Source organism: Limnothrix sp. HT2024 (assembly GCF_059138625.1).
In genome coordinates, this window is sequence record NZ_CM181121.1 from 494,648 (window position 1) to 509,200 (window position 14,553).

The following is a 14,553-nucleotide window of genomic DNA, read 5'->3' on the forward strand; positions in this document are numbered from 1 at the left end:
CAGCTCGGGGCTTTCCTTTGCCAACAGAAATTGCACAATTTAACCATCGAACAATGGTTAGGGGGTTGAGCCTGGGAGTTGGAATTTGCGCCTAGAATTTGCGCCGACAATTAAGGAGCAACCGACTCCTTGAACTGTTTGCCCGCTGAAAAGGCCGGAACCTTGGTAGCGGGGATTTTCAGTTTCGTGCCGGTCTTCGGGTTGCGCCCCTCGCGGGCCTGGCGCTCGCGGCGCTCAAACGTACCAAACCCCACCAGGGTCACCTTTTCGCCCTCTGCCACGGCATCCATGATCACTTCAATGGCAGCGGTCAAGATGGCATCTGCTTCCTTTTTGGTGGTATTGACCTTTGCTGCAATTTGGTCAATCAGTTCGCCCTTGTTCATGGAAACGCCTCAAGTTCGGTATTTCCAGCGATTCTAGCCCGACAATTTTCGATGTGAAGTGAAAGTTTTGTAGCAACTTCGCGGGTTTGAGCCAGTTCCAAGACAGCGCGTGACCCAATGGCAGTCCGTTAAATCGCGGTTGACAATGGCGAAAGCCTTTATTTCACAAGCCTTTCTCGGTTCTTTGGGACTGAGTAACGATTGGACATTAAGGATCAAAAATCGTTGCGATCGCCCGCCTAGATACCTTTTGCCCCCCTGAGACCCGGTTTGGGTGTTGTTACAAAATTTTATAAACCCTCTTCATAAACCCTCCCGATCGGGATGCATCGCCACCCCGTCAACCTTCAAACCCCGTTAACCAACCCCGCCCGATCCCAAACGGAGTCATGGCCCATGGGATGGGCCGTCCTTGCCTATACTGTCTTTTACCCCTTTTGCCCCCTGTGCTGTTGCGATCATGACTGTTGCTTCATCTGCGCCCACGTTGGTTGATCTTGCGCGCCAAACCCGCCAGGCGGCCCGAGCTTTGGCGCTGCTGCCGACGGCCGATCGACGGGCGGCCTTGGAAGCGGTGGCCCAATCTTTGAGCGATCGGGCGGCGGCGATTGTGGCGGCCAATGAAGCAGATTGCACAGCGGCCCAAGCGGAGGGAATTTCTTCGGCACTTTATGGCCGGCTCAAGCTGGATGCGGTGAAGCTGGCGGGGGCGATCGCCGGAGTGCGCGACTTGGCCCAGTTGCCGGACCCCTTGGGCGATCGGCAAATTCACCGGGAGCTGGATCAAGGGCTGGTTTTGGAGCGGGTGACCTGTCCGCTGGGGGTATTGGGGGTGATTTTTGAAGCTCGCCCCGATGCGGTGGTGCAAATTGCGGCCCTGGCGATCGCCTCCGGGAATGGGGTGATCCTGAAAGGGGGCAAGGAGGCGGTGCGCTCCTGCCAAGCGCTGATTGAGGCGATTCACGGGGGCTTGGCAAACTCAGCGGTGGATCCGGCGGCCGTGCGACTGCTGACCACGCGGGAGGAAACCTTGGAACTGCTACGACTCGATCGCTACGTGGATTTGATTATTCCCCGAGGATCCAATGCCTTTGTGCAGTTTGTGCAAAACAACACGCGAATTCCGGTGCTGGGCCATGCGGACGGCATTTGCCATCTCTATGTAGATGAGGCCGCGGACTTAACCCAAGCAGTGCCGATCGCGGTGGATGCTAAAACCCAATATCCGTCCGCTTGCAATGCGATCGAGACCCTGTTGATTCACCGGGCGATCGCCCCGCAAGGATTGCCGGAGTTGGCCCGGGCCTTGGTGGCCAAGGGGGTGGAATTACGCGGGGATGCGGCCACCTGTGAATTATTGCAAGGCATTTGCGCGATCGCCCCGGCCACGGAAACCGATTGGGCAACGGAATATAGCGATTTGATTTTGTCGATCAAAATCGTGGCGGACTTGGACGAGGCGATCGACCACATCACCACCTATGGATCGGGTCACACGGAAGCCATTGTGACGGAAGACGATGCCGCCGCCGATCGCTTCCTGGCCGAAGTGGACGCGGCCGGGGTCTATCGCAACTGCTCCACCCGCTTTGCCGACGGCTTCCGCTATGGATTCGGAGCAGAGGTGGGGATTAGCACCAATCGCCTTCCACCGCGCGGCCCCGTTGGGCTAGAAGGCTTAGTGACCTATAAGTATCGCCTAACGGGCAAAGGGCATGTGGCGGCCACCTATGCCGGAGCCGATGCCAAACCCTTTACCCACCGGGACTTGTAGCCTGCGGGTTTCTCAGCAGCATCGTCGCACGGGGGAAAAATCTTGCTCGATCGAGGGGCGATCGAGAGGTCTTGAAATGGTCAATTGACCGATCGATCCAAATCCTGGGCGATCGCCCGATCGCTCGACCAGAATGGGAGCAAATCCTGCAAACCTGCCTCCTTCGCTCCATAACCAGCGCAGGGATCCAGCTTCAGGATGAATCACCATGCTTGCTGTATTGCAGACTTTCCCTATGGATCAGTCCCTTTTCGGTCTTCGGACTCGCTCAGTCCACCTGGCTCGGCGTTATGGCCAAGCAATGCTGTTGACGGTGGCCCTGGTGGCCGGTGGGTTGGTAATGGGGGCAACGGCCCAACCGGCTGCGGCCGCTGAAGCCAACTGCCGTGTGGTCACCACCAACGGCTCGCCCTTGAATATTCGCAGCCGCGCCGACAGTAACGCCTCCATTGTGGGCACGATCGCCAAGGGTCGCACCCTGGACGTGATTGGCGGCCCTCAAAATGGTTGGGTACAAGTTCGCGCTACCGTACCCACCGCCAACGGCTCACGCACGGTGGAAGGTTGGGTGGCCAGCAGTTTTCTGCGGCCCTGCACAGTGGCCACGCCGCCCCGCACCTGCCGAGTGGTGGCCACGAACGATCGCCCCTTGAATATTCGCAGCCGGGCCGATGACGACGCACCCATTTTGGGCACGATCGCCAAGGGTCGCACCCTGGAAGTCACGGGCAGTGCCCGCAATGGCTGGGTTCCTGTGCGGGCAACAGTGATCACGGGCAGCGGCTCGCGCACGGTCGAAGGTTGGGCAGCGGCGGCCTTCTTGCGCCCTTGCACCACGGCCCAAAATCCCCAAAATCCAATCAAGCCGGAATTGTGCCGTCGAGTGGTCTATGGCGAAGGCCTATCGGTTCATGCTAACCCCGATCTGACCAGCCCCCGGCGAGGTGGTGTGGCAGTCGGGAGTGAAGTGCAGTTGTTAAATCGGGAGTCCACGACGGCCGGAGGGGCTGTGTGGATGCAAATTAACCAGCCGGTTCAGGGATGGATTCCCGTGCGATCGCTCAACCGGCCCACGGATCAACTGAATGTGCTGAATTGCCTTTAAGCCCCACTCTGGCGATCGGGGCGGAGAAGTTGGGTAGCAAGGAAGATCGACCGTCTGAGACAATCGGCTAGCTGATGCAACCCATTCACTAGCCCATTGGCCCATCCTGTTCATCACCCTGCTGGATCTGCACCCCATTGGGCTGCACCAATCATGCCGACTTCCCGCCCGATCGCCCCTGAGATGATGTCAACTGTTGCCGAGCCGCTGGATCTCTTGATTTTGTCTAACGGCCCCGGAGAGGTCACTACCTGGGTGCGCCCGGTGGTGCAGGCCTTGCGGCAGCAGTGGGGAGCGGATCGATCGCGCCTGCGAATTTCCGTGGTTTTGGCCCCCTGTCCCAATGCAACGGGTCAGGAAGCGGCCGTGGTGCAATCATTTCCAGAAGTCGATCGGGTGCAAGGGGCTGCGGCCTTTTGGCCCTTTTTGCTTTGGGGACGGACGGCAGAAGGGTGGGACTGGCGAGATCGAGGCGTGGTGCTGTTTTTGGGCGGCGATCAGTTCTTTGCCGTGGCGATCGCCCGCCGCCTGGGCTATGGCAGTGTGATCTATGCGGAATGGGATTTACGCTGGCTTCGTTGGGTCGATCGGGTGGGGGTGCGGTTGCCCCGGTTGGCCACCCAAGTTCCCTCCTGGGCCACCCACAAAGTCGCCGTGGTGGGCGATCTGATGCTGGAGGCTGGCCGTTTAACCCATTCACCGCAGGGCGATCGGGAACGGCTAGCCCTGCTGCCCGGCTCCAAAAGTGCCAAACTCACCCAAGGCGTGCCGTTATTGCTGGGCACGGCCGATCAAATTCGAGCCGATCGGCCCCAAACGGAATTTGTGATTCCCGTGGCTCCCACGATCGACCTGTCCACCTTAGCCCGCTATGCCGATCGCGCCCACAATCCTGTGATTGATTGGGTTTCAGGCACAACAGCCCGTCTGGTAATGCCTGAATCGGTCGCCCCGGCCGATCCCCGATCGCTCCAGAACTTGCCTTACCTGGAAACCCCGGCGGGCACAAAAATTTGGCTTTGGGAGCGATCGCCCGCCTGGGACTTACTCAGCACCTGTGACCTCTGCCTCACCACCGTCGGCGCAAATACAGCCGAATTAGGCGCATTGGCTCGCCCCATGCTGGTGTTGTTGCCTACTCAGCAGTTAGATGCCATGCGGGCCTGGAATGGCATTCCGGGGCTGTTGGCAAACCTGCCGGGTTTGGGCGGCCTCTTTGCCAAGTTAATTAATGGCTTGGCCTTGCGTCGGCTGGGGATGTTGGCTTGGCCAAACCTGTGGGCCGGGGAAGCGATCGTGCCGGAACTGGTGGGGCCGCTCACGCCAACTTTAGTAGCTGACCAAGCGATCGCCCTGTTGGCCAACCCCGCTCAGCTCCAGGCCATGGGCGATCGGTTGCGGGCCGTGCGGGGAGAACCGGGAGCCGCCGAAAAACTCGCCACGTTGGTCACGGAATGGCTACAGCAACCCAAAGGCTAGAGGGTAGTTGGGTTTTGATTAGGCGAAAATTTACCCGGTGCTTCGATCGGTGATTGATCCATCCTGAAGCGCCCCCTAGGGCAGTTCTACCGATGTGGGTTTAGCAATGTGGGGCAGCCCCCAGCCCAGCTTTTCACGCAAAATTCGGAAAAATTCCGGCGGTTGTAACCGAATGAACTTGGCTGAATAGGCCGATCGATTTACCCGCACCCGATCGTCCGGCTGCACATAACATCCCGCATTCCCATCCACCACCATCACGATCGGGTTTTGGGTTGCCGAAAAAATTGTGACCGGCTCTGTTTCGGAAAACACCAACGCCCGAGAGGCTAAGGAGTGGGGACAAATGGGCGCAAGTTGCAACACCGGCACTTCCGGCGCAATCACCGGCCCTCCCGACGACAGGGCATAGGCCGTGGAGCCGGTGGGCGTGGACAAAATAATGCCATCCGCCGCAATATCCACAGGAGAGTGATGCCCGATCGCCACCTCAAAATGGCACATGCTGGTCATGGGTTCCCGGTGCAGCACCATCTCATTCAGGCACAACACCTCCCAGAGGGGATCATCATCCCGAAAAACCCGCACCTCCAACATGGAGCGACTTTCCACGGAAAAATTACCCGCCCGTAGCTGTTCGATCGCAGCCGGAAGTTGGCTCAGGTAAATTTCCGTCAGAAACCCCATGTGCCCGGTGTTGACGGTCAGCAAGGGCACCCCGATCGGGGCTAGCTGTCGAAAGGCAGAAAGTACCGTCCCATCACCACCCAACACGATCGCGAAATCCAGCGATTGATCAAACCCCGGTGGCACCAACTGCTCAAGCGGCGAAGAACAAACGGGATGGTTCAGCCGCGAGCAACCCAAAATTCCACCGGATCCCGTGGTGGAAATGACCCGACAGCCCTGGGCCGACAGTTGTTCGACCAAATCCGCCGCCGTCTTTTCCGCGACGGGTTTGGCATCGTTATAGATAATTCCAACGTTTGGGCAGGCGCTGTCAGACACGGGCAACGACCGAAGGAGTGAGATGGGCGGAGCAAATCGGTGGATGAGTCAGTCAGGCTAGGATTCCGTCCTGGTGACCGAATCAGGCGAAACTCATCCTATCGTGCCCCAGCCGGATGCCACTGTGATCGCCTTAAAACCGCAAGGTTTTTTTACGCTTACTTTCCTTCGCTGCGATCGACTGTTCGTAGTCAATTTGCTTCAGTTTTTTCAGAATTCGCCCAAAATATTCTTCCAGGTAGGCTTCCAGGGTGCTGATCTCCGCCGGATCAATGCCAAACGCGCGATAGGTTTCCGCCATCTCCGCCGTCAGCGGTTGACCCGAAGAAAACACATCCGCAAAAGCCAGGCGATCGGCCACATTCAAGCTCCACTTAAACCAGCGGGCCGCACTGCGCACCAAGTTCAGCAGACCCGTGGGAGGACTGGTGACTTTTGCCTGGCGATCGGACAGTTTTTCGCAGAGGGCAATAATTTCCGCCGGAGTCCAGGCCTTGGGCCCCACCACCGGGAAGGCCTGACGCTCCGTTTCCGTGACCGTCAGGGCCCGCACCGCAAACTTCGCAATATCTTGGGTGTCCATGTAGGCCACGGGCGATCCCTGATCGGGCACCCACACCGATTGATTTTCCAAAATCGGGATGGCGTACTGGCTAATTAATCCTTGCAAAAAGCCACAGGGCCGCAGGATTGTGTAATTCATCTCCAACTGCTTCAGGTATTCCTCCGTGCAGCGCTTGACTTCCATCAACGGCACTTTGGGGAACTGATTCGCATTCAAAATGGAGAGAAAAATGTAGCGATCGACTCCCGATTCCTTAGCCGCTTGAATCAGATTGACCTTGCCGCGCCAATCCACATCGCGCACCCCCAGGGAATCCGTTGCCCGGGCCGTAGCCGCGTCAATCACAGCGGTAATTTCACCACCCGCAAAGGACGGGGCGATCGTCTCCGCATCGCAAATGTCGCCGCCCACCAGCTCTGCTCCCCACTCCCGCAGGAATGAGGCCCGGCTGTAACTGCGAACCAGGCACCGCACCGTATGTCCCTCATCCAGGGCGCGACGCACGATTTGCCTGCCGAGGGTGCCGGTTCCGCCAACGACAAGAATGCTCATGAGGGACTCGTTACTAATCGTTAACTTTTTATAAGATGTTATCAGAAAGCGCTAACAGCACCACAAGGTGGGATCGCAAGATTTGCAATCAACCATCGTCAACTGACTCTAATTCCTAAATCCCTAGGACTCCAGCGCTTTGTGCTTCGGGGCCAGTCTCTTCTCATTTTCCACGGAGTTGAGCTGGGCTGGTGCGATCCCGGCTTTCTGGGCTTATCCATCTCCGGAAGCAGCACGATATGGTGTGGGAAGGATCTTGAAACCATAGGGATCGCTTCTCGAAGCCTCGCTCAGTGATAGTCTTCTCATATCACCTCACAAAAGCCAATCATTTTTTGTTCTCGGTTTCCGAGAAAACGAAACGCAGTCCCCTGGTTTTGATTGGTTTTGATTGCCAGTGAGTAGTACTAGAGAATTGAGAGCACCATGACTCCCGCACGGGGTCTTAGCTTGGCATCGAGCAGTTAATGCAACGTAGTACTGACAAGGATTCTGGGTATGGCTGCCGATCATTCCTGCATAGAGCTATCCACTATAAGTCCCTCAAACCGTTTGGTGATCGACAAGCGATCGCCCGACGAAACAACAGCATCTGCTCCCTTGGTGGAGAATGCCTTGAGCGATCGGGTGCTTTCAACCAACATGGCCCAGCGGATGGCGGAAGTGTTTGCCCTGTTGGGTGATCCAAACCGCCTGCGGATTTTGTCGGCCCTGGTTCATCAAGAACTCTGTGTTTGCGATTTGGCCGAAGCCGTTGGCATGAGTGAATCGGCCGTGTCTCATCAGTTGCGGGCTTTGCGTAGCCAGCGCTTGGTGGCTTACCGCAAACAGGGCCGCCATGTTTATTACCGACTCAAGGACAGCCACATCCTGGTGCTCTATCAACAGGTCTTGGAGCATTTGCAAGAGCCGGATGATTAATGTCCCTAACGCAGCAGTTGCCGCAGCTCAGCCAGATCGGCCGATCGCCCCAGCCGCTCCTTATAGGCAATCAGATGATGAAGTGACTGCACCCATAGGGGTTGACCAAAGTAGCGGGTGCGGTGGGCGGTTTTGAGATCGGTATTCAGGGACAACCGTTTTTGCCCTCGAATGGCGTAGGCGGCTTCATCGGCACAAAGATCAACCAACAGCCCATTCACATTGAGGCGCAGTAGCAAAAGGTCAAATTCCGAATCAATGTATCGATCGGGCGGGGCGATCGCCCAATCCTGAAAACAGGCATAGGCACGATCGAAGTCGGCCATGGCCACATCAACATCCAAATCATGCAGGGGCCAAGCGGAGCCATAGAGATTTCCCGCGAGGCCGCCCGTCACTTGATAGCGAATTTGATCAGCCTCTAGGCGCTGAATCACCCACTTCACCTGAGTCCATTGATCGGGCCCCATGCAAGGGGGATGGGGGGGCAAGGGGGCGGGGGGGCGATCCAAATCTGGACGACGCTCGCGGGTGCGCAGAATTTGTTCTTCGCGTCGCCATTGCTCGATCGCCCCGTGATTTCCAGACATCAAAACCGCTGGTACGGTTAGCCCCCGAAACTCCGGCGGCCGGGTATAGTGCGGATAATCCAGCAGCGGTTCCTCAAAGCTTTCGGCCTTCAGGGATTCTTCCTTACCCACCGTGCCCGGCTGAAGACGCAACACCCCATTGAGGAGGGTGAGGGCCGGAATTTCGCCGCAGGTCAGCACAAAATCCCCCAAGGACACTTCCCGATCAACCAGGCTCATCACCCGCTCATCCACCCCTTCGTAGTGCCCACAGAGCAACACCAGTTGATCGCAATTGGCAGATAGGGCCTTAAACAGAGATTGGGTCATGGGTTGCCCTTGGGGCGTGAAGTAAATCACTTCCCGACGGGGCAGTTGCGGCAAAGAGTCGAGGGCCGCCGCGATCGGCTCCGGCTTCATCACCATGCCCACGCCGCCACCGTAGGGTTCATCGTCCACCTTGCGATGTTTGTCCGTGGCGAAATCCCGGGGATTGGTGACAAAGACTTCGGCAATTTTTTTTTGCAGCGCTTTGCCCACCAAGCCCGATCGCAGGGGGGATTCAAAAAAGTCTGGAAACAGGGTGACAAGGTCAAAGCGCATGGTTGAGCAATCTAAAAAAACGCGCTAAAACAACGCAATCGCTGGGGGTTTTTGCTGTCGGGACTGGTGTTGGGGCCATGTTGCCATCCAAAACCAGTGCCCTGAGCATCCCAATGATTGCGTTGATTGCGTTGTTTAGACTAGCTGTTGAGCAGCCCAGTTTGGCAAGGGGCGACGATTTGGAAATTGCGGAAGATGCGGATTCTTAAAGAATCCTGACCGAGACTTCGGCCACCGTCCGCCCGCTCACTGGATCTTGCTCACTGGATCTTACTTGCCGGGTAAGAATTGCCCGATCGCGTCGCGAATTTCGTTGGCCATGCCCATGGCTCCGGCCGCATCCAGGCGCACGACGCTGGGGCCGTAATCCTCTAGCACTTCCAAAACCGAGATTTTGCCATCGTCCATGATCGCCGTGACCAGGGCCCCCCGCAGGGCGTAGAAGTTACCCCGATCATAGGGGGGATAAATGACTTCGCTCACTCGCTTCAGCAACCGCTCACCGACGAAACCATAGGACAATTTCACCGCGTCGGCGGGATCAATGCCCAAAACTTTCAGGTCGATCGAGGTATTCAGATAGCCCCGCAGGCGATCGCGCGGCACCTTGCCATAGGACTCGATTTGCCCCAGCAAACTATTAAAGCTATCGGAAACCGGTTTATCAGCCGCAAAGGCTTGCAGATCCTTTAGGGTGGCACTGACCCCGATCGGGCCATAGCGAATTTGAACCTGATCCGCCGCCTGGGCCATGGGAGCCAGCGACAACAACGCCGCTCCAGCCCCCAGCAGGGCCAAACGCCCGCGACGCAACAGGCAAGCAAGGGATTTTGCCGGGGCAGCACCCAGCGGGCTAGCAGGGGCGATCGCACACCCCGGCCCGGAATCCGACAAGAGAGAACCTACAGACATAACCATCAGCAGTACCGTCCTTGGATGGGGACTCGTGGGATGGGGACTCGTGGCCGATTAACAATGCTTTTGCACCGTTTTGACCAACGCTTCAGCATCAGAGACTTCAGGGAGTCGCAACCAGTCTGTATTGATGGTTGATGGCAATCAAGCTTGCAATGGTGTTCGTTTGCAAGTCAGTTTGCGATCAGCTTCAATCAGACTGGTTGCTGCCTTGGTGTGGCGGCCCGGGTCAGGGGAAATCGTCAAGAACCGCAGGGGTCTTACATCACCGCCCGACAGGCTGCACCCCGATTCACCGGCAACCCGAGGACTTCCATCATGGCTGCCATGAACCCACTAACGCGTCCTTCATAAGGTTTCAGATCGATTTGGCTCACGTTGATCGATCCCAATTCCGACAGCAACGCCGAAAAGTCGCCAGCCGCCGCCTTTTGCAGCAGGGAACCAAGATTCACTTGGCGCAACAGTTTATCCAGGTCGGAACCCGGGTCGATCGTGCCAAAAGCCTGAATTGCCCCTTGAATCTTGCTGATGTCGCTGCTGGTCACCCCAGCTTCTGAGAGCAGTTGGTTCAGCTTGGCCGAATCCATGCTGGTCAATTCCCGCACGGTCAGGCCGCCCACCTTGCTGATAATCGGCTGCACCTTGGTTTTAACGCGGGTATAGATTTTGAGTGCTTCCCCCGCATCCACCGTCATGGTTTTCGGTTCAAGCTGCATCAACACATCCAAGGCCGTGACGGGTGCCGCCGAAGCGCGGGACAGCACCTTCTCGATCGCGGCGGTCAGGGGCTGAGCATTGCCCTGGGCATTGTCGGCATAAAGCACCTGGCTAATGGAGCCGATCACCAACTCACCGGGACAGCTTTTCAACACAGACGGAGCCGTGCGAGCCGCCGCGCTGCCCACCTGGAAGGGGCTTTTCAAAATCCGTTGCAAATCGGCTCGGCTCACCTGCTTGGCCACGTTGGGATCGCTCAGCAGTTGCCCAAAGTCGCCGCTGGCTTGCCCCGTTTCCGCAAACGTTTTTAGCTCTGCCATGGTGATATCCACATCACCCAGGCCCGGTAACCGCAACACTAACTTATCCAGCGCCAGGGCCTGACCGGCGGCCAAGGCGATCGCCAAGCCACTTCCCAGGGCTACGCTGCCAACTCGGCCAATCCAGCGAATGGCACGTTGACCCAACAGGGGAGCTTGCTGAATTGCTTGAGGTTGTTTGATCGATCGAGCCATGATCCACTCCTTCTCCTTTCTCAATCGGGTTGATACCTGCTTCAACCCAAAATTCAACCCAAAATAGGGTTAGGTACTAATGTTCAGGCACTCGTTCAGGTATTCATTCAGGCCACAGCTGACCACTGATTAGCCCCACCACCCATGCCCGATTACTATCGGCTGCTTCATAGGGGTCTGTTGTCCAGAATGGCACGGTTTCCAAACCGGCATTTACCGGGGAACCTGTCCAGCAGTGCCATTGACGCAATTGGCACAGTATCGATCCTAAGATTTCTTTCACGATTGAACCTTCATGATCGCCCAAAGAGAGGCTTTCCCATGGCAACAGCCCTAATTACCGGCGCTTCTAGCGGCATTGGCACAGCCTTTGCCCAAGCCCTCGCGGCCCGTGGTGTGAATGTGATTTTGACGGCTCGATCGACCGAAACCCTTCAACAGTTAGCCCAAGCCTTAAGCACCCAATTTGGCATCCAGGCGATCGCCCTGTCGATCGACCTCAGTGAGCCGGGCGCAGCCGACCAGTTGACCGCCCAAGTACAAGCCCTCGGTCAGCCGATCGATTGGTTAATTAACAATGCCGGTTTCGGAGATTTTGGGGAATTCGCCACTCGCGACTTGGCCAAGCAACGGGCGATGTTAAACCTGAACGTGGTGGCCCTCATGGAGCTAACACACCACTTCTTGCAACCCATGCTCGATCGGGGCCAAGGACAAATCATCAACGTTGCCTCCACTGCCGCCTTTCAGCCCATTCCCTACCTCTCGCTCTATGCCGCCACTAAGGCCTTTGTTCTCAGCTTCAGCGAGGGCCTGTGGGTCGAGTGCCAAGGTCGCGGCGTGCAGGTAATGGCCCTTTGTCCGGGCCCCACCGCAACTAACTTTGCCGCCGTGGCCGAATTCCCCAGCAGCCTGAAGATGCCCAACGATATCGCCACTCCCGAAGCCGTTGTTCAAGAGGCACTCCAGGCGATCGCCCAAGGGAAGCCCAATTGCGTTACGGGCGGCTTGGCCAATCAAATTTTGGTGAACGCCGGCCGATTCATGCCCCGCAGCAGCTTAATCCAAGGAATTGGGAAGCTGTTTCGATCCGCTTCCACAGGATCCGAGGCATAGCATTCCTAATGATCACCCCAGGCAGTCGATCGCGCTTGGGGTGATTAATTTGATCAATTTACGAGTGATTCAGATTGATCCCATTGACCCCCCAATTGATCCCAATTCACCCCAAATTTGCTGTGAATCACAACCACATCGCCAGCTCTCGTAGGTATCCCCGGTGGTTTCCCAAAGGGCGATCGCCAGGGCCAAAACTTGCCTCAACCATGCCCCCAACGCCTAAAACCGCCATCAAGCCGGTTCGGTAAATACCCCTTCATCATCTCGCCCCCACGAACCACTATAGAAAGCAAGAAATACAGCCAAATTTTCCCAATCGCCTCAGAAGCAGCAATACCCCTATGGCCAAAGTCGTCGGAATTGACCTCGGAACCACCAACTCTTGCGTTGCCGTAATGGAAGGCGGCAAACCCACCGTCATCGCCAACGCCGAAGGTTTCAGAACAACCCCTTCAGTCGTGGCCTACGCAAAAAACGGCGACAAACTCGTTGGTCAAATTGCCAAGCGCCAAGCGGTGATGAACCCCGAGAACACCTTTTACTCGGTCAAGCGCTTCATTGGTCGTCGCTTTGAAGAAATCACCCACGAAGCCACCGAGGTAGCCTACACGGTCGCTAACGTCAGTGGTAACGTTCGCATTGACTGCACAGCTAAGGGTGAAAAATACGCTCCGGAACAAATTTCCGCCCAAGTGCTGCGGAAGCTGATCGAAGATGCCAGCAAATATATCGGTGAACCCGTTACCCAAGCGGTCATTACGGTTCCCGCATACTTTAACGACTCCCAACGCCAAGCCACCAAAGACGCAGGCAAAATCGCAGGCGTAGAAGTGCTGCGGATTATCAACGAACCGACCGCCGCATCGCTGGCTTACGGTCTTGATAAAAAAGAAAACGAAACGATTTTGGTCTTCGACTTGGGCGGCGGTACGTTTGACGTATCGGTGCTGGAAGTGGGCGACGGCGTGTTTGAAGTGCTGGCCACCTCGGGGGATACCCACCTGGGCGGCGATGACTTCGACAAGCAGATTGTGGATTTCCTGGCCGACACGTTCCAAGCCAGCGAAGGCATTGACCTGCGCAAGGACAAGCAAGCCCTGCAACGGCTGACGGAAGCCGCCGAAAAGGCCAAGATTGAGCTGTCGAGCGTTACCCAAGCCGAAATTAACCTGCCCTTCATTACGGCGACCCAGGACGGGCCCAAGCATTTGGACTTGACCCTGACACGCGCCAAGTTTGAAGAGCTGTGCGCTGATCTGATCGATCGCTGCCGGATCCCCGTTGAGAACTCCCTGCGCGATGCCAAGCTGACCAAGACTGACATTGACGAAGTGGTGTTGGTGGGCGGCTCAACCCGGATCCCGGCCATCAAAGACCTGGTGCGCCGCGTTCTGGACAAGGAACCCAACCAAAGCGTCAACCCCGATGAAGTGGTGGCCGTGGGCGCTGCAATTCAAGGCGGCGTGCTGGCTGGGGAAGTGAAGGACATCCTGCTGTTGGATGTGACTCCGCTGTCGCTGGGTGTGGAAACCCTGGGCGGCGTGATGACCAAGATCATCCCTCGCAATACCACCATCCCCACCAAGAAGTCCGAGGTGTTCTCGACGGCGGCCGACGGCCAAACCAATGTGGAAATTCACATTCTGCAAGGGGAGCGCGAGTTCGCCAACGATAACAAGAGCTTGGGAACCTTCCGCTTGGATGGGATTCCGGCTGCACCCCGGGGCGTGCCGCAAATCGAAGTCACCTTCGACATCGACGCGAACGGCATCCTGAACGTGACCGCCAAGGACAAGGGCACGGGCAAGGAACAGTCGATCAGCATTACCGGTGCATCGACCTTGCCGAAGGACGATGTGGAGCGGATGGTGCAGGATGCGGAACGCAACGCCACCGCCGACAAGGAACGCCGCGAACAAATCGACCTGAAGAACCAAGGCGACTCGCTGGTTTACCAGGCTGAGAAGCAACTGAAGGAACTGGAAGACAAGATCTCCGACGACCAAAAGGCCACGGCCGAGGCCGCAATCGCCAGCCTGAAGGATGCGTTGCAGAAGGAAGATTACCCGGCCATCAAGACCCAGGTGGAGGCCCTGCAACAGGCGCTCTATACGATCGGGTCGTCGGTGTATCAACAAGGGGCCCCGGATGCGGCCGCTCCGGATGCACCCGCTGGGGATGGTTCGACCAGTAGCGATGGTGATGATGTGATCGATGCGGAATTCTCGGAAACGAAGTAGCTAAAACTGGCGCTAAAACTCAGGTGAAGCTCAGCCGCTGAAATTCACTTCGTTTTAGGGTTGTTTCAGAGTCATTCCAGGA

Annotated in this window: 12 protein-coding genes and 1 pseudogene; 6 read left to right on the top strand and 7 right to left on the bottom strand. The window is 57.1% G+C overall.

Translation table 11 applies throughout. From position 1 onward, the window contains the following. Window positions 1-110: 110 nt before the first annotated feature. Entirely contained in the window at window positions 111-386 is a 276-nt protein-coding gene (locus AC2IAX_RS02075) for an HU family DNA-binding protein (RefSeq protein WP_099531963.1), read from the bottom strand. A gap of 460 nt (window positions 387-846) precedes the next feature. On the opposite strand from AC2IAX_RS02075, the gene AC2IAX_RS02080 reads away from it, so the two are divergent. Beyond that, on the top strand, window positions 847-2,160 hold the full coding sequence (locus AC2IAX_RS02080; protein ID WP_494389113.1) for a glutamate-5-semialdehyde dehydrogenase: 1,314 nt from the start codon (window positions 847-849) through the stop codon (window positions 2,158-2,160). Between the two features lie 12 nt (window positions 2,161-2,172). Here AC2IAX_RS02080 and AC2IAX_RS02085 read toward each other — a convergent pair whose 3' ends face one another. Then, entirely contained in the window at window positions 2,173-2,370 is a 198-nt protein-coding gene (locus tag AC2IAX_RS02085; protein ID WP_494389114.1) for a hypothetical protein, read from the bottom strand. A gap of 25 nt (window positions 2,371-2,395) precedes the next feature. Here AC2IAX_RS02085 and AC2IAX_RS02090 point away from each other — a divergent pair, with 25 nt between their 5' ends. Both AC2IAX_RS02090 and AC2IAX_RS02095 read left to right on the top strand, forming a co-directional pair. Beyond that, window positions 2,396-3,265: an SH3 domain-containing protein gene (locus AC2IAX_RS02090; RefSeq protein ID WP_494389115.1), complete on the top strand. Its 870-nt coding sequence runs from the start codon at window positions 2,396-2,398 to the stop codon at window positions 3,263-3,265. Between the two features lie 153 nt (window positions 3,266-3,418). Then, complete coding sequence (locus tag AC2IAX_RS02095; RefSeq protein ID WP_494389116.1) at window positions 3,419-4,744, top strand: glycosyltransferase family protein; 1,326 nt, start codon at window positions 3,419-3,421, stop codon at window positions 4,742-4,744. 75 nt (window positions 4,745-4,819) lie between these two features. On the opposite strand, the gene AC2IAX_RS02100 is transcribed toward AC2IAX_RS02095, so the two are convergent. Further along, the gene (locus AC2IAX_RS02100) at window positions 4,820-5,752 is read right to left on the bottom strand and encodes an NAD(+) kinase (protein ID WP_494389117.1); all 933 of its coding nucleotides are present in this window, start codon (window positions 5,750-5,752) and stop codon (window positions 4,820-4,822) included. 133 nt (window positions 5,753-5,885) lie between these two features. Further along, window positions 5,886-6,869 carry an NmrA family NAD(P)-binding protein gene (locus tag AC2IAX_RS02105; RefSeq protein WP_494389118.1) on the bottom strand — a complete coding sequence of 328 codons (984 nt, stop codon included), beginning with the start codon at window positions 6,867-6,869 and terminating at the stop codon, window positions 5,886-5,888. A gap of 642 nt (window positions 6,870-7,511) precedes the next feature. Between AC2IAX_RS02105 and AC2IAX_RS02110 the strand changes: the two genes are divergently transcribed. Beyond that, window positions 7,512-7,790 (top strand): ArsR/SmtB family transcription factor, encoded by a 279-nt coding sequence (locus AC2IAX_RS02110; protein WP_494390257.1) that lies wholly within the window; start codon window positions 7,512-7,514, stop codon window positions 7,788-7,790. A 509-nt stretch (window positions 7,791-8,299) separates the two neighbouring features. Here the strand turns inward: AC2IAX_RS02110 and trmD are convergent. The 3 genes and pseudogenes from trmD to AC2IAX_RS02125 all read right to left on the bottom strand — a co-directional run. Continuing rightward, window positions 8,300-8,962: pseudogene (gene trmD / locus AC2IAX_RS02115) on the bottom strand (tRNA (guanosine(37)-N1)-methyltransferase TrmD); the annotation flags it as partial. 270 nt (window positions 8,963-9,232) lie between these two features. Continuing rightward, window positions 9,233-9,880, bottom strand: a complete 648-nt coding sequence (locus AC2IAX_RS02120; RefSeq protein WP_494389119.1) for an alpha/beta hydrolase — start codon at window positions 9,878-9,880, stop codon at window positions 9,233-9,235. Window positions 9,881-10,137: 257 nt separating this feature from the next. Continuing rightward, window positions 10,138-11,112, bottom strand: a complete 975-nt coding sequence (locus AC2IAX_RS02125) for an alpha/beta hydrolase (RefSeq protein ID WP_494389120.1) — start codon at window positions 11,110-11,112, stop codon at window positions 10,138-10,140. Window positions 11,113-11,433: 321 nt separating this feature from the next. Here AC2IAX_RS02125 and AC2IAX_RS02130 point away from each other — a divergent pair, with 321 nt between their 5' ends. Beyond that, window positions 11,434-12,228 carry an SDR family NAD(P)-dependent oxidoreductase gene (locus AC2IAX_RS02130; RefSeq protein ID WP_494389121.1) on the top strand — a complete coding sequence of 265 codons (795 nt, stop codon included), beginning with the start codon at window positions 11,434-11,436 and terminating at the stop codon, window positions 12,226-12,228. 344 nt (window positions 12,229-12,572) lie between these two features. Beyond that, complete coding sequence (dnaK, locus tag AC2IAX_RS02135; RefSeq protein ID WP_494389122.1) at window positions 12,573-14,471, top strand: molecular chaperone DnaK; 1,899 nt, start codon at window positions 12,573-12,575, stop codon at window positions 14,469-14,471. Window positions 14,472-14,553: the final 82 nt, after the last annotated feature.